A 15,193-nucleotide genomic window follows, 5' to 3' on the forward strand; every position below is an offset into this window, starting at 1 on the left:
ACACGCGGCATGGCTGCATCAGGCTTGCGCCCATTGTGCAATATTCCCCACTGCTGCCTCCCGTAGGAGTCTGGACCGTGTCTCAGTTCCAGTGTGGCTGGTCATCCTCTCAGACCAGCTAGGGATCGTCGCCTAGGTGAGCCATTACCCCACCTACTAGCTAATCCCATCTGGGCACATCTGATGGCATGAGGCCCGAAGGTCCCCCACTTTGGTCTTGCGACGTTATGCGGTATTAGCTACCGTTTCCAGTAGTTATCCCCCTCCATCAGGCAGTTTCCCAGACATTACTCACCCGTCCGCCGCTCGTCACCCGAGAGCAAGCTCTCTGTGCTACCGCTCGACTTGCATGTGTTAGGCCTGCCGCCAGCGTTCAATCTGAGCCATGATCAAACTCTTCAATTTAAGTTTGATGCTCAAAGAATTAAACTTCGTAATGAATTACGTGTTCACTCTTGAGACTTGGTATTCATTTTTCGTCCGAGGACGTTAAGAATCCATGTCACTTTGAGTGCCCACACAGATTGTCTGATAAATTGTTAAAGAGCAGTGCCGCTTCGTTTTTTCGCTGCGGCGCGGGGTGTGCATATTACGCTTTCCCGCTGCAGAGTCAAGCATTTATTTTTGCTTTTCTCTGCGAGGTTCTCACCGGAACCTCGCTGACCCGGCGGCTTGCTTGCCGTTGTTCCGTGTCAGTGGAGGCGCATTATAGGGAGTAATTCCGAGGTGACAAGGGGAAATGCAAAAAAACTTTTCAACCGTCTCTTTTTTCAACAACGCGGCGAGGAATGTCGCAAAAAACCGCCGTTTTGCTGTTTTAACCAACGAAACGGGGCGCCTGGTGGCATACTGTTAGAGTAGAGAAAAGAAAGGAACGGCATTTATGTCTTTAAGCGCACAGCAACTGGCGGCACAAAAGAACATCTCCTGGGTACTGGCCGAGAAGCTCGCCCAAAAAATACTGACTGGCGAATATCAGCCGGAAAGCATTCTTCCCGGCGAAATGGAGTTAGGGGAGCAGTTCGGCGTGAGTCGTACCGCCGTCCGCGAAGCGGTGAAGACACTCACTGCAAAAGGCATGCTGCTGCCCCGCCCTCGCATTGGCACCCGGGTCATGCCGCGCAGCAGCTGGAACTTCCTTGATAAAGAGCTCCTCTCCTGGTGGCTAACAGAAGATAACTTCGAAGAGGTGGTGAGCCACTTTCTCGTCATGCGCAGCAGCCTGGAGCCACAGGCCTGTTTTCTCGCCGCCGCCCACGGCACCGCAGAGCAGAAAGCGCAGCTCAATACCCTAATGGAAGAGATGATTGCCCTGAAACGCCATTTTCAGCGCGATCGCTGGATTGCAGTCGATATGGCCTGGCATGAACATATCTATGAAATGAGCGGTAATCCTTTCCTCAGCTCATTCGCTTCTTTATTTCATTCGGTCTACCACACTTACTTCACATCAATTACGCAAAATGAAGTGGTGAAGCTCGATCTCCACCAGGCGATTGTCGATGCCATTCTCAACAGTGATGCGCCGGGTGCCTTACTTGCCTGCCAGGCGCTGCTAAACGCCCCACACCACGTAAATCAATAACAAGGATTTGGCATGAACGGAAAAAAAGGGCGCAGCATGGCCGGCCTGCCGTGGATTGCGGCGATGGCCTTCTTTATGCAGGCGCTGGATGCCACCATTCTTAACACTGCCCTCCCGGCTATCGCCCACAGCCTGAATCGTTCCCCGTTAGCAATGCAGTCGGCCATCATCAGCTATACGCTTACGGTGGCGATGCTGATCCCGGTCAGCGGCTGGCTGGCCGATCGCTTCGGCACGCGTCGGGTCTTTATCATCGCCGTTAGCCTGTTTACTCTCGGCTCCCTCGCCTGCGCGCTCTCCAGTTCATTAACGGAACTGGTCATTTTTCGCGTCATTCAGGGGATCGGTGGGGCGATGATGATGCCGGTGGCGAGGCTGGCCCTCCTGCGCGCCTATCCGCGCAGCGAACTGCTGCCGGTTCTGAACTTTGTCACCATGCCAGGACTGGTGGGACCGATTCTGGGTCCGGTGCTCGGCGGGGTATTTGTTACCTGGGCCAGCTGGCATTGGATTTTCCTGATAAACATACCCATCGGCGTGATCGGCATTCTGTACGCCCGTAAATACATGCCAAATTTCACAACGCCGCGCCGACGCTTCGATATAACCGGTTTTCTGTTATTTGGCTTAAGCCTGGTGTTATTTTCCAGCGGTATTGAACTGTTTGGCGAAAAAATTGTGGCGACATGGCTGGCGCTGGCGGTGATCGCCGTCAGTCTGATATTGCTCCTGGCCTATGTCCGTCACGCGCGCCGCCATCCTGCGCCGCTTATCTCGCTCTCTTTATTTAAGACCCATACGTTCTCGGTTGGCATTGCCGGCAACCTTGCCACGCGGTTGGGTACCGGTTGCGTGCCGTTTCTGATGCCGCTCATGCTACAGGTTGGCTTCGGCTATCCGGCCATTATCGCCGGCTGTATGATCGCCCCCACCGCTATCGGCTCGATTATTGCGAAATCTACCGTTACCCAGGTGCTGCGCTGGTTTGGCTATCGTAAGACCCTGGTGGGGATCACCGTGTTTATTGGCCTTATGATTGCCCAGTTCTCGCTGCAGTCGCCAGAAATGCCGCTGTGGATGCTTCTTCTGCCGCTGTTCGTGCTGGGGATGGCGATGTCCACGCAGTTTACCGCCATGAATACCATTACCCTGGCCGATCTGACGGATGACAATGCCAGCAGCGGCAACAGCCTGCTGGCCGTCACCCAGCAGCTTTCCATCAGTCTCGGGGTGGCCATCAGCGCTGCGGTGCTGCGCTTCTATGAAGGTTTTGACAGCGCCAGCACCGTAGAGCAGTTTCACTACACCTTTATTACCATGGGCGTGATAACCATCGTGTCGGCGCTGATGTTTATGCTGTTAAGAGCGAAGGATGGCCGCAACCTGATTAGCGAGCGGCACAAACGCTAAGCGGAACCGCGGACCACCAGCTCCGGGGTTAACTGTACGCGCTGCTGTTTTTGCTGCGGGTCGGCCATGCGATGGATCAGCACGTCGATGGCCAGTTCCCCCAGCTCATCTTTCGGTTGATGAATGGTGGTCAACGGCGGCGTCATATAGCGAGCCAGTTCAATATCATCGTAACCCACCAGCGCCATATCCTGCGGGATCTGCAGCCCGGCCTGGTATAACGCCTGATAAGCGCCAACCGCCATGGCATCGTTACCGACAAACACCGCCTGCGGCCGCTGCGGCAACGCCAGCAGCCGCTGCATCGCGCTAAACCCGCCGCCAAACTCAAAATCGCTGGTCACCACGTATCCCTCGGCTACGGGCAGACCGCAGCGCGCCATCGCGGCATGGTAACCTTCAAGGCGCAGACGCGCCGGGGTTTTATCCAGCGGGCCGGCAATGCAGGCGATGTGTGAATACCCTTGATCGATCAGGTACTGGGTCGCCATATCACCACCGAGCAGCGAGTTATCCTGAATCAGATCGCTATCGCCATCAAACGGCGCCCAGTCCATCATGACCGTCGGAACCGACGGATAGCGCTGCATAATTTCCGGAGAGGGTTGGTGGGTCTCAGTGCACAGCAGCAGTAATCCATCGACGCGTTTTTGCATTAACGTCTCCAGATTACGATTCATTCGCTGCTCATCACCTTCCGTATTACAGAGTACGAGACTATAACCCCGCTCAAAGCAGCTGCGCTCCACGCCCCGCACCAGCTCCGAATAAAACGGATTGGTACTGGCGGTGATCAGCATGCCGATGGTGCGGGTTTGATTAAGCTTGAGGCTACGCGCCAGCGCAGAGGGGGCGTAGTTAAGGCTTTTGATCGCGGCGTCGACTTTGGCGGTGATCGCCTCGCTGACAAAGCGGTCCTTATTGATGACGTGTGACACCGTCGATGTGGAAACGCCCGCGACGCGGGCCACATCTTTCATCGTAGCCAAGCATTACCCCTGTTGCGCTAAAAATTCATCGATCTCTGTGCGCCACGGCACGGAAGGCTGCGCGCCTTTGCGGGTCACGGCAATCGCCGCCGCGGCATGCGCAAAGCGGATCGCCTCCGGCAGATCGGTTCCTTCCAGCAGCGCGGTTACCAGCGCGCCGTTGAAGGTGTCGCCAGCGGCGATAGTATCAATAGCCTGCACACGAAACCCTGGGATCCGGCGGCTTTCGCCTTCGGCACTGAGCCAGACGCCGCGGCTGCCGAGGGTGATCATCACGGTACCAATGCCTTTGGCATGCAGCACGTCGGCGGCTTTTGCCGCATCCTCGTCACTCTCAACGCGAATACCCGTCAGCTTTTCCGCTTCGGTTTCGTTGGGGGTAATGATATCCACCAGCGCCAGCAGTTCATCGGACAGTTCACGCGCTGGCGCGGGATTAAGCACCACGGTGGTCTGATGGTGATGGGCGATTTTCGCCGCCGCCAGCACGCTCTCCAGCGGTGACTCGAGCTGCATCAACAACGCCTGCGCGCTGGCGATCCGCGCTTTTTCCGCCTCTACCTGAGCGACGGATAATGCCGCATTGGCGCCGGCATGAATACCGATGACATTCTCACCTTCGGCGTTAACGAAGATTAACGCCACGCCGGTTGCTTCCCCGGCGACCGCGCGCACAGGCGCCACATCGATTTTATCGCTTGCCAGCTGGCGGCGGATGCGTTCACCGATGTCGTCATCGCCGGTGCAGGCGATAAACGCGATATCCGCCCCGCTGCGCCCGGCGGCCACCGCCTGGTTGGCCCCTTTCCCCCCGAACGCCAGCTGGTAGTGGTTGCCGGTGACGGTTTCACCCGGTGTCGGGAAAGCGTCAAGGTTGAGAATGTGATCGGCATTGATGCTGCCAAGGACGACAAGTTTGCCTGCAGTTTTCATCGTTTCTGTTCCCGGGAAAGCGCGCCACCGGGATCCGGTGGCGCATGCCCTGCTTTTCTTTTTTATATTGTCCCTCGGACCGTTGCCAGTCCGAATCGCATATTACTGCTTAACGACCAGCTTCAGCTCAACCGGGTAGTTAGCCTCCACTTTTTCGCCCTTCAGTACCTTGTCAGCAGTCTCAACGCCTTTCGCGCCGATCTGCTCCGGCAACTGTGCGACGGTCGCCGCCAGTTTGCCACTGTTTACTGCTTTTTCGCCATCCGGAGTGCCGTCAAATCCAACCACCATCACATCGGACTTGCCTGCGGTCTGCAGCGCGCGCAGGGCGCCGAGCGCCATTTCATCATTCTGCGCGAACACCGCCTGGACGTCAGGATGGGCGGTCAGCAGGTTCTGCATCACGTTCAGCCCTTTGGTACGGTCGAAATCGGCCGGCTGGCTGGCCAGAACATTGAACTTGTGCGCCGCCACAGCCTGTTTGAAGCCTTCGCCACGCTCGCGCGCCGCGGAAGTCCCGGCAATGCCCTGCAGCTCAATAACTTTCGCACTTTCACCCAGCTTTTTCGCGATGTAATCGCCCGCCATTTTTCCGCCCTGCACGTTGTCAGAGGCGATGTGGCTCACGACATCGCCTTTTGTCGCCTGACGGTCAAGGGTGATGACCGGGATTTTTGCCTGGTTCGCCATCTTCACAGCATTGCCGACGGCATCAGAGTCGGTGGGGTTGATCAGCAACAGCTTCGCGCCGCGTACCGTTAAATCCTGAACGTTAGCCAGCTCTTTCGCCGGGTTGTTCTGGGAATCGAGCACCACCAGGTTGTAGCCCAGTTTGTCAGCTTCTTTTTGCGCGCCGTCTTTCAGAGACACGAAGAACGGGTTGTTGAGAGTAGAGATAACCAGAGCGATGGTGTCTTTGGCCATCGCGTTCGCGCTAACGGTCGCACTTAGCGCAACAGCAGAGACCAGGGTCGCCAGTTTTTTCATATTCATAGTTAAGATGTCCTGTAGAGTTCTCAGTTACTGCTTTTTGTTATCTACCAGTACCGCCAGCAAAATCACCACCGCTTTAACGATCATCTGGTAATAGGAAGAAACGCCTAAAAGGTTCAAACCATTATTCAGGAAGCCAAGGATCAGCGCGCCAATCAGCGTGCCGACAATGCGTCCTTTGCCGCCCGCCAGGCTGGTGCCGCCGAGCACGACTGCCGCAATGGCGTCCAGCTCATAGCCTGTCCCGGCCGTTGGCTGTGCGGAGGAGAGGCGCGCCACTTCGATAATCCCGGCCAGCGACGCCAGCATCCCGCACAACGCGTAAACGATAATTTTGACTTTATTGACGCTAATCCCGGACAGACGCGTCGCTGCCTCATTACCGCCAAGGGCATAGATATAACGGCCCAGGCGAGTATGGTGCAGCATGTACCAGGCCGCCAGGAAGACAATCGCCATGATCCATACCGGCGTCGGGATCCCCAGCGGACGCCCGATACCAAACCAGCCGAACAGATCGGCATTATCGCTAAAGCCGGTATTGATCGGGCTGCCGTTGGTGTACACCATGGTCACGCCGCGCAGCAGCAGCATCATCACCAGGGTGGCGATGAAAGCCTGCACGCGGCCTTTCGCCACAATCACCCCGGTGACTGCGCCGATCGCCGCACCTAATGCGAGGGCAGCAGCGACCGCCACCAGCGCATTCACCTCAATGCCAACGATCGACGCCGCCACCGCGCCGGTGAGCGCCAGCAGGGAACCGACGGACAGGTCGATCCCCGAGGTCAGTATGACCAACGTCATCCCTACCGCCATAATGGCGTTAACGGAGGTCTGCTGCAGAATATTGAACAGGTTATTGACGGTAAAAAAGTTGGGGCTCATGGTCGATACCACCGCGATCAGCACCAGCAGGGCAATCAGCGATTTTTGCTCCATCAGCCACGCTTTCGTGAAATAACGGCGACCAGAAACAGCCTGGGTTGTCATCTTTCTTACTCCTGATTCACACGGTTAAGCTTGCCCACAGCGGCAGCCATCAATACTTCCTGGGTGGCCTGCTCGCGTGTGAATTCACCGCCGAGATGCCCTTCATGCATCACTATGATGCGATCGCTCATGCCCAACACTTCCGGCATCTCGGAGGAGACCAGAATGATGCTCAGGCCATCGGCTTTGAACTGATTGATGAGCTGGTAGATCTCTTTCTTCGCCCCGACGTCGACGCCACGGGTCGGCTCATCGAGGATCAGGACCTTCGGCCGGGTCATCAGCCCGCGGGCGATGGCGACCTTTTGCTGGTTGCCGCCGGAGAGCAGGCCGATCGCCTGCTCCATGGACGGCGTTTTCACGTTAAACAGCCGGATGAAATCACTGACTGCCTGCTGTTCATCTTTATGCTTGAGGCTCCCTCCCGTCCGGCTAAAGTAGCGCAAGGCGGTCAGGGACATATTTTCTTTTACCGACATCCCGAGCACTAAGCCGTCGCGCTTACGGTCTTCGGAGATATAGACAATGCCGTTCGCCAGACCATCCTGCGGCGAACGGGTCACCACTTCGTGACCGTCGAGCGTCACAGAGCCGCTGCTGCGCGGCAGTGCGCCATACAACACTTTCATCAGCTCGGTCCGCCCGGCGCCCATCAGCCCGGCGACGCCGAGGATTTCCCCCTGGCGCAGGGTAAAGGTCACGTTTTCCACGCCCGGGCCGCAGAGATTATCGACTTTCAGACGCACCGCGCCCGGTGCCTTAGCCAGATGCGGATACTGATCTTCCAGCTTCCGGCCAACCATCATTTCGATCAGACGGTCTTCATCCAGCGAGGAGACCTCGCGTTCGGCGATAAACTGCCCGTCGCGGAACACGGTCACGTCGTCGCAAATCTCGAAGATCTCTTTCATGCGGTGGGAGATGTAGACGATGCCGCGCCCCTGCGATTTTAGTTCGCGGATCACGCGGAACAGCGATTCGGTTTCGGTATCGGTCAGCGCGTCGGTCGGTTCATCCATAATGATGACCTTCGACTCGAAGCTCAGCACTTTGGCGATCTCCACCATTTGCTGATCGCCAATCGACAAATCGCCCACCAGCTTCTGGCTGGTAAAACGGAGATTCAGCTTCGCCAGCAGCTTGTCGGCTTCGGCATACATCCGCTTCCAGTCGATTTTGCCAAAGCGGTTAACGAACTCGCGGCCAAGGAAGATGTTCTCGGCGATCGTCAACTGCGGGATCAGGTTCAGTTCCTGATGGATAATGCCGATCCCGGCTTCCTGGGAAGATTTTGGGCCGTTAAAGGTGGTCTCTTTACCGAGCCATAATAAAGCGCCGGCGTCACGGGTGTAGATCCCGGTCAGCACTTTCATCATGGTGGATTTACCGGCGCCGTTCTCACCCACCAGCGCCATCACCCGGCCAGGATAGACATTCAGCGAGGCGCCGGAGAGCGCCTTGACGCCAGGGAACGCTTTATCGATCCCTTTCAGTTGCAATAAGGCTTCCATGACGGCGACCTCAGAACGTCACGCCGGCACAGAGAATGATATTCGCGAACGGGGAACACTCCCCGCTGCGAATTACCGCCTGACTGTCTGCGGTTTGTTTTTTGAACTGCTCATGACTGGTGTAACGAATTTCAATGGTATTTCCCTGGTGCTGCTGCAGCTGCTCAAGATGGTTGAGCAACGTCGCGTGGAGCTGTGGATTATGCGTCTTAATTTCCTCCGCGATGACAGCCGCTTCAACCTGCATTTCCGTCGTCACCACTTCCAGAACCTGCATAAATGAAGGTACGCCCTGGGTTAACGCCATATCGATGCGCGCGCTGCTGCGGGGAACCGGCAATCCGGCATCGCAGACCACCAGCGTATCGGTGTGACCCAGGCGGGAGATGACCGCGGAAATATCAGCGTTAAGTACGGTGCCTTTTTTCATTTTTTCTCTTTTGCTCCACTAGCGAAACGTTTCGCTACAATAATTATTATCAATGTGTGAGCAGAAAACCATCACCAGAAGAGAGAAATGTGATCGCCATCGAAACGTTTCGCGAGACAGCGACAGGACATGACAAACGGAGTGAGAAACAAAAAGCCCTTCGCAACGGAAGGGCTTTTTTGACATCAGATTTCGACCTGAGTACCGAGCTCGATAACCCGGTTTGGCGGGATTTCAAACTGATCCGGCGCGCGCAGGGCGTTACGCTGCAACAGCAGATAAAGCTTGCCGCGCAGACGCAGATACCACGGCCGTTTGCCGATAATCAACGACTCATGGGACATAAAGAACGAGGTCTCCATCATCCGGCAGCTGAGTCCTTCCAGGCCACAGCGATGGAACACCTCTTCGACATTTGGCGTTTCCCGCCAGCCGTAGCTGGCCACCACCCGCCAGAACGAGGGCGACAGCTGCTCAATCTGCACCCGGCGAACGTTATGCACGTAAGGCGCGTCCTCGGTGCGCAGGGTCAGGAGGATCACTCGCTCATGCAGCACCTTGTTGTGCTTCAGGTTATGCAGCAGGGCAAACGGGATCACGTTCAGGGCGCGGGACATATACACCGCGGTACCCGGGACGCGTACCGGCGGCGATTTCTCCAGTGAAGAGATCATCGCTTCCAGCGAGTTGCCGTGCTCGTGCATCCGACGCAGCAGGCGGAAGCGCTCGCTCTTCCAGGTGGTCATCACCGTAAACATCACCAGACCCAGGGATAACGGCAGCCAGCCGCCGGAGACAATCTTATCGAGGTTCGCCGAGAACAGCGGAACATCAATGCACAGGAAGGCCACCAGCATCAGCCCAACGAACAGCTTATTCCAGTGCCAGTTTTTGCGCGCCACCGTTGCCGAAAGGATGGAGGTCAGCACCATGGTGCCCGTTACCGCGATACCGTACGCCGCCGCCAGGTTAGAGGAGTGCTCGAAGCTGACGATGACGATCACTACCGAGACATACAGCAGCCAGTTAATAAACGGGATATAGATCTGCCCGGACTCCATTTCCGAGGTGTGGATGATGCGCATCGGCGACAGATAGCCCAGACGCACCGCCTGACGGGTTAAGGAGAAGACCCCGGAGATCACCGCCTGCGAGGCGATAACCGTCGCCAGCGTGGCGATAATCAGCATCGGGATCAGCGCCCACTCCGGCGCCAGCAGGAAGAACGGGTTTTTAATCGCTTCCGGATGCTTAAGCAGCAATGCCCCCTGGCCAAAATAGTTCAGCACCAGCGAAGGCAGTACGACGGAGAACCAGGCGACGCGGATCGGCAGTTTGCCGAAGTGCCCCATATCGGCGTACAGCGCTTCCACCCCGGTAATCGACAGCACCACCGCGCCAAGCGCAATAAAGGAAACGGTCTTGTACTGCAGGAAGAAGTGCACCGCCCAGTAGGGGTTCAGCGCCTGCAGAACTTCCGGGTTAGCGTAAATGCTTCGCGCGCCAAGCACCGCCAGCAACAGGAACCAGATCAGCATAATCGGCGCAAACAGCTTGCCGACCATCCCGGTCCCGTGCTTCTGGATCATAAACAGCAGGGTAAGCACGATAATGGAGATCGGCACAATCCAGCTATCGAGCTGCGGGGCGATAATTTCTAACCCCTCTATCGCCGACATGACCGAAATCGCCGGGGTTATCACCACTTCGCCATAGAAGAAACTGCCGCCGATCAGGCCGAGGATCACCAGCACAGAGGTCATCCGCGCCGAGGTATTGCGTCCGGCCAGTGACATCAGCGTTAAGATCCCGCCTTCCCCGGCGTTATCCGCCCGCATCACGAAGGTGATGTATTTAATCGATACGGTAAAGATTAACAGCCAGAAAATCAGCGACAAAAAGCCAAAAACGGCATCGCGCTCAACGCCAAAGCCAAACTGACCTGACAGGCATTCACGCAGGGTATACAGTGGACTGGTACCGATATCACCGTACACCACGCCGATGGCCGCCAGCGTTAACGCCGGCAACGATTGTTTATTATCAGTGCTCATAGACTAGTCTTTTCGTTTATAAAACAAATGTGTGCCTAGTCCCTTGGCCCACAAAAAGCGCACAGTATGCACGATTATTTGTGAAATCGTACCCCTAACAGACACCATATTAACCTGGCTCAAAAAAAATAAATCGATTCTTCAGGCTATTACCGCCCCTGCTCTAACATCTATACTCGTCCCAATAACGATACATGACAAAGCACGCAACTCAATTATGGCTCAAACACATTTACTGGCTGAAAGAATTTCCCGACTCAGCGCGGCACTCGAAAAAGGACTCTTTGAACGCAGCCACGCGATACGCCTGTGCCTGCTGGCGGCACTCAGCGGCGAGAGCGTATTTTTGCTCGGTCCGCCGGGGATCGCCAAAAGCCTGATTGCCCGCCGCCTCAAGTTCGCCTTCCAGCAGGCGCGCGCTTTTGAATACCTGATGACCCGCTTTTCCACCCCGGAAGAGGTTTTTGGCCCACTGTCCATTCAGGCGCTGAAAGATGAAGGGCGCTACGAGCGTTTAACCGCCGGCTACCTGCCGGAAGCAGAAATCGTGTTCCTCGATGAAATATGGAAAGCGGGTCCGGCTATCCTCAACACCCTGCTGACGGCGATTAACGAACGTCACTTCCGCAATGGCGCTCACGAAGAGAAAATCCCAATGCGCCTGCTGGTGGCCGCCTCGAACGAACTCCCCGAAGCCGACAGCAGCCTGGAAGCGCTGTATGACCGAATGCTGATCCGTCTGTGGCTTGATAAAGTGCAGGATAAAGGAAATTTCCGTTCGATGCTGGTCAGCCAGCAGGATGAAAACAGCAATCCGGTGCCCAGCGCGCTGCAGGTAAGCGACGAGGAGTTTACGCAATGGCAGCAGCAGATCGGCAATATCAAACTACCGGACGCGGTGTTTGAGCTGATATTCCAGCTGCGCCAGCAGCTGGATGCCCTGCCAAACGCGCCGTACGTTTCAGATCGCCGCTGGAAAAAGGCCATTCGCCTGCTGCAGGCCAGCGCCTTCTTCAGCGGCCGCGACAGCATCGCGCCGATAGATCTTATCCTGCTGAAAGATTGTCTGTGGCACAACGTCGAGAGCATGCACCTGATGTCGCAGCAGCTGGAAACGCTGATGACCTGCCACGCCTGGCAGCAGCAGGCAATGCTGACGCGGCTCGGGGCGATTGTGCAGCGACGCATTCAAATCCAACAGCAGCAAAGTGACAAAACGGCGCTAAAGGTCACCCGCCTTGGCGGCATGTTTAGCCGCAAGCCGCACTATGAGCTGCCGGCGGAGATCCAGGGATCCACCCTGACCCTGCTGCTGCAGCAGCCGCTCAAACTTCACGATATGGAAGTGATCCACATTACTTTTGAGCGCGAGGCGTTAGCCAGCTGGCTGGAAAAAGGCGGCGAGATCCGCGGCAAGCTCAACGGGATCGGCTTTGCCCAACTGCTCAATATGGATGTCGACACCAGCCAGCATCTGGTCGTTCGCGACGTCAGCCTGCAGGGCTCACGCCTCGCGCTGCCCGGCAGCGCGTCGCAGGAGAACATGCCGGCGGAAATTCGCCAGCAGCTGGAGGCGCTGGACGATGAGTGGCACCAGCAACATAACCGCTTCAGCGAGCAGCAGAAGTGCCTGTTTATCCCGGTCGAGTGGCTGGGAAGAATCGAAGCCAGCCTGCAGGACGTCGGCGCGCAGATTAAACAGGCGAAGCAGCCATGACGCTGGATATGCTGAATGTCATGCTGGCAGTCAGCGAAGAGGGAATGATCGAGGAGATGCTGCTGGCGCTGCTGGCCTCTCCGCAGCTGGCGGTTTTCTTTGAGAAATTTCCCCGCCTGAAAAACATCATCGCGGCGGATATTCCGCGCTGGCGGGAAGCCGTTCGCGCCCGCTTAAAAGAGGTTAACATCCCGGCGGATCTGGACGCCGAAGTACAAACCTATCAGCAGGCTCAACTGCTCTCTACCTCACAGTTTATCGTCCAGCTACCGCAGATCCTCGGCAAGCTGCACCAGCTCCAGTCCCCTTTTGCCGCCCAGGCGCAGAAGCTGGTGGACGACAATGCTACCTTTACCCCGGCGCTGCATACGCTGTTTTTACAGCGCTGGCGCCTGAGCCTGGTGGTGCAAGCCACCAGCCTTAACCAGCAGTTGCTGGATGAAGAACGCGATCAGTTACTCAGTGAGGTCCAGGAACGAATGACGCTCAGCGGTCAGCTCGATCCGGTACTGGCGGAAAATGACACTGCCGCCGGGCGTCTGTGGGATATGAGTGCCGGCGAACTGAAACGTGGCGACTATCAGCTGATCGTGCGCTATGGCGATTTTCTTAACCAGCAGCCGGAGCTGCTGCAGCTGGCGGAACAGCTGGGGCGTTCACGGGAAGCGAAATCCGTGCCGAAGAAAGACGCGCCGATGGAGACCTTCCGTAGTCTGGTGCGCGAGCCAGCGACGGTGCCGGAACAGGTCGACGGCCTCCAGCAGAGCGATGACATTCTGCGCCTGCTGCCGCCGGAGCTGGCGACGCTCGGCATCACGGAGCTGGAGTTTGAATTTTATCGCAAGCTGGTGGAGAAACAGCTCCTGACTTACCGGCTGCACGGAGACGCCTGGCGCGAAAAAATCACCGAACGCCCGGTGACGCGGCAGGATTTTGATGAACAGCCTCGCGGGCCCTTTATTGTCTGCGTCGATACGTCAGGATCGATGGGCGGTTTTAACGAGCAGTGCGCCAAAGCCTTTTGTCTGGCCCTGATGCGCGTCGCGCTGGCGGATAACCGCCGCTGCTTTATTATGCTGTTCTCCAGCGAAGTGGTGCACTACGAACTGACCTGCGAGGGCGGCCTGGAGCAGGCGATCCGCTTTCTGAGCCAGCGCTTTCGCGGCGGCACCGATCTGGCCAGCTGTTTTCGCGCCATTATTGAACGTCTGCAAAACCCGCAGTGGGTGGATGCGGATGCCGTGGTGATCTCAGACTTTATTGCCCAGCGGTTGCCGGATGAGGTGATTGCGCAGGTGGGGGAGCTACAGCGAAAGCATCAGCACCGTTTTCACGCGGTGGCGATGTCGGTACACGGCAAACCCGGCATCATGCGCATCTTCGATCATATCTGGCGCTTTGATACCGGGTTGCGTAGCCGCCTGCTGCGACGCTGGCGGCGCTAATCGTTACAGCAGCGCGGAAACGCTTTCGCGAACCTGTGCCGGCCATACGCCGCACTGCACCTGGCCGATATGGTCGAGCTGCAGCAGCAGCATCGTCAGGCGAGACTGGCCAATGCCGCCGCCGATAGTCTGCGGCATCTCGCCGCGCAGCAGCGCCTGGTGCCACTCCAGTTGCAGGCGATCTTCGTCGCCAGTCAGCGCCAGCTGGCGTTTTAGCGCCGCGGCATCAACGCGGATCCCCATTGATGAGATCTCGAACGCATCTTCCAGCACCGGGTTCCATACCAGGATATCGCCGTTCAGTCCGGCAAAGCCTTCAGAAACCTCAGTGCTCCAGTCATCATAATCCGGGGCACGTACATCATGGCGCTTGCCATCAGAGAGTTTGCCGCCGATGCCGATTAAGAAGACGGCGCCCAGCTCTTTGGCAATCGCTCGCTCGCGGCCTTTGGCATCAAGATCCGGATAGCGACTCAGCAGCGCCTGGCTGTGAACAAAGTGGATCTGTTCCGGCAGGAACGGCGTCAGGCCAAATTCCTGGCTGACCGCCAGCTCGGTGGCTTTGATCCCGGCGTAGATCGCTTCGACGGTCGCCTTCAGCGTGCCGACGTGGCGCTCTTCATCCCCCATCACCCGCTCCCAGTCCCACTGGTCGACATAGACGGAGTGGATCGGCGTAAGACGGTCTTCATCGGGGCGAAGGGCCTTCATGTGCGTGTACAGCCCTTCGCCCGCGCTGAAGTCGTGTTGTCCCAGGGTTTGACGCTTCCATTTCGCCAGCGAATGAACCACTTCGAACTGGGCGTCGGGCAGTGTTTTCACTTTCACCTGAACCGCTTTCTCGCAGCCGGACAAGTTATCCTGCGTCCCATCGCCCACGCGGCTTAAGATTGGCGCCTGGACTTCAATCAGGCCAAGCTTCTCTTCCAGCTGACGGGAAAAATGGGATTTAACGAAACTGATCTGGCGTTGTTTTGCGATATAAGCGGTTTTCATTTTTATGACTCCTGCGTCCTGTTGCCATTGATTAAGCAACAAAACAGGCCGCCAATACAATAATCAATCAATAAAAAGGCTCATCAACTTTTAATTCAACAAAATATAGAGCTAAAATAGTAAGAACCGTCAAACTT

At 56.8% G+C, this 15,193-nt stretch carries 12 protein-coding genes and 1 rRNA gene; 4 read left to right on the forward strand and 9 right to left on the reverse strand.

Going from position 1 to position 15,193, the window contains the following annotated elements; genetic code table 11:
- Nucleotides 1–405: ribosomal RNA gene (locus ABLU73_RS13900) — 16S ribosomal RNA — on the reverse strand; the annotation flags it as partial.
- Between the two features lie 478 nt (nucleotides 406–883).
- On the opposite strand from ABLU73_RS13900, the gene ABLU73_RS13905 reads away from it, so the two are divergent.
- The gene (locus tag ABLU73_RS13905) at nucleotides 884–1,585 is read left to right on the forward strand and encodes a FadR/GntR family transcriptional regulator (RefSeq protein ID WP_004202329.1); all 702 of its coding nucleotides are present in this window, start codon (nucleotides 884–886) and stop codon (nucleotides 1,583–1,585) included.
- Nucleotides 1,586–1,597: 12 nt separating this feature from the next.
- Nucleotides 1,598–2,995 (forward strand): multidrug transporter subunit MdtD, encoded by a 1,398-nt coding sequence (gene mdtD, locus ABLU73_RS13910; RefSeq protein WP_065878514.1) that lies wholly within the window; start codon nucleotides 1,598–1,600, stop codon nucleotides 2,993–2,995.
- On the opposite strand, the gene rbsR is transcribed toward mdtD, so the two are convergent.
- The 7 genes from rbsR to kup all read right to left on the reverse strand — a co-directional run bounded on the left by rbsR (nucleotide 2,992) and on the right by kup (nucleotide 10,898).
- Nucleotides 2,992–3,984 carry a ribose operon transcriptional repressor RbsR gene (gene rbsR / locus ABLU73_RS13915; protein ID WP_004202326.1) on the reverse strand — a complete coding sequence of 331 codons (993 nt, stop codon included), beginning with the start codon at nucleotides 3,982–3,984 and terminating at the stop codon, nucleotides 2,992–2,994. The two genes, mdtD and rbsR, sit on opposite strands and share 4 nt — an antisense overlap.
- 3 nt (nucleotides 3,985–3,987) lie before the next feature.
- Complete coding sequence (gene rbsK / locus ABLU73_RS13920; RefSeq protein ID WP_004202324.1) at nucleotides 3,988–4,917, reverse strand: ribokinase; 930 nt, start codon at nucleotides 4,915–4,917, stop codon at nucleotides 3,988–3,990.
- Between the two features lie 102 nt (nucleotides 4,918–5,019).
- Nucleotides 5,020–5,910, reverse strand: coding sequence for a ribose ABC transporter substrate-binding protein RbsB (gene rbsB, locus ABLU73_RS13925; RefSeq protein WP_004202323.1), 891 nt, complete (start codon nucleotides 5,908–5,910; stop codon nucleotides 5,020–5,022).
- Nucleotides 5,911–5,937: 27 nt separating this feature from the next.
- Entirely contained in the window at nucleotides 5,938–6,903 is a 966-nt protein-coding gene (gene rbsC / locus ABLU73_RS13930; protein WP_004202322.1) for a ribose ABC transporter permease, read from the reverse strand.
- Nucleotides 6,904–6,908: 5 nt separating this feature from the next.
- On the reverse strand, nucleotides 6,909–8,414 hold the full coding sequence (gene rbsA, locus ABLU73_RS13935) for a ribose ABC transporter ATP-binding protein RbsA (RefSeq protein WP_004202321.1): 1,506 nt from the start codon (nucleotides 8,412–8,414) through the stop codon (nucleotides 6,909–6,911).
- A 10-nt stretch (nucleotides 8,415–8,424) separates the two neighbouring features.
- On the reverse strand, nucleotides 8,425–8,844 hold the full coding sequence (gene rbsD, locus ABLU73_RS13940) for a D-ribose pyranase (RefSeq protein ID WP_004202320.1): 420 nt from the start codon (nucleotides 8,842–8,844) through the stop codon (nucleotides 8,425–8,427).
- Nucleotides 8,845–9,029: 185 nt separating this feature from the next.
- Nucleotides 9,030–10,898 (reverse strand): low affinity potassium transporter Kup, encoded by a 1,869-nt coding sequence (kup, locus tag ABLU73_RS13945; protein WP_004202319.1) that lies wholly within the window; start codon nucleotides 10,896–10,898, stop codon nucleotides 9,030–9,032.
- Between the two features lie 217 nt (nucleotides 10,899–11,115).
- Here kup and ravA point away from each other — a divergent pair, with 217 nt between their 5' ends.
- Both ravA and viaA read left to right on the forward strand, forming a co-directional pair.
- Nucleotides 11,116–12,615 carry an ATPase RavA gene (ravA, locus tag ABLU73_RS13950; protein WP_004202318.1) on the forward strand — a complete coding sequence of 500 codons (1,500 nt, stop codon included), beginning with the start codon at nucleotides 11,116–11,118 and terminating at the stop codon, nucleotides 12,613–12,615.
- A complete protein-coding gene (gene viaA / locus ABLU73_RS13955; RefSeq protein ID WP_135716144.1) occupies nucleotides 12,612–14,060 on the forward strand; it encodes an ATPase RavA stimulator ViaA in 1,449 nt (482 codons plus the stop codon). Before ravA ends, viaA begins: the two co-directional genes overlap by 4 nt.
- 3 nt (nucleotides 14,061–14,063) lie before the next feature.
- Here viaA and asnA read toward each other — a convergent pair whose 3' ends face one another.
- A complete protein-coding gene (asnA, locus tag ABLU73_RS13960; protein WP_048326140.1) occupies nucleotides 14,064–15,056 on the reverse strand; it encodes an aspartate--ammonia ligase in 993 nt (330 codons plus the stop codon).
- Between the last annotated feature and the right edge of the window lie 137 nt (nucleotides 15,057–15,193).

The sequence above is a fragment of the Klebsiella sp. GG_Kp175 genome (assembly GCF_040062325.1).
GTDB lineage: Bacteria > Pseudomonadota > Gammaproteobacteria > Enterobacterales > Enterobacteriaceae > Klebsiella > Klebsiella quasipneumoniae.

What these genes read in the sequence shown, in the direction of transcription:
- rbsB (WP_004202323.1), bottom strand. Translation starts at nt 5,910, where the DNA reads ATGAATATGAAAAAACTGGCGACCCTGGTCTCTGCTGTTGCGCTAAGT.
- mdtD (WP_065878514.1), top strand. Translation starts at nt 1,598, where the DNA reads ATGAACGGAAAAAAAGGGCGCAGCATGGCCGGCCTGCCGTGGATTGCG.
- rbsD (WP_004202320.1), bottom strand. Translation starts at nt 8,844, where the DNA reads ATGAAAAAAGGCACCGTACTTAACGCTGATATTTCCGCGGTCATCTCC.
- kup (WP_004202319.1), bottom strand. Translation starts at nt 10,898, where the DNA reads ATGAGCACTGATAATAAACAATCGTTGCCGGCGTTAACGCTGGCGGCC.
- asnA (WP_048326140.1), bottom strand. Translation starts at nt 15,056, where the DNA reads ATGAAAACCGCTTATATCGCAAAACAACGCCAGATCAGTTTCGTTAAA.
- rbsK (WP_004202324.1), bottom strand. Translation starts at nt 4,917, where the DNA reads ATGAAAACTGCAGGCAAACTTGTCGTCCTTGGCAGCATCAATGCCGAT.
- ABLU73_RS13905 (WP_004202329.1), top strand. Translation starts at nt 884, where the DNA reads ATGTCTTTAAGCGCACAGCAACTGGCGGCACAAAAGAACATCTCCTGG.
- rbsC (WP_004202322.1), bottom strand. Translation starts at nt 6,903, where the DNA reads ATGACAACCCAGGCTGTTTCTGGTCGCCGTTATTTCACGAAAGCGTGG.
- rbsA (WP_004202321.1), bottom strand. Translation starts at nt 8,414, where the DNA reads ATGGAAGCCTTATTGCAACTGAAAGGGATCGATAAAGCGTTCCCTGGC.
- viaA (WP_135716144.1), top strand. Translation starts at nt 12,612, where the DNA reads ATGACGCTGGATATGCTGAATGTCATGCTGGCAGTCAGCGAAGAGGGA.
- ravA (WP_004202318.1), top strand. Translation starts at nt 11,116, where the DNA reads ATGGCTCAAACACATTTACTGGCTGAAAGAATTTCCCGACTCAGCGCG.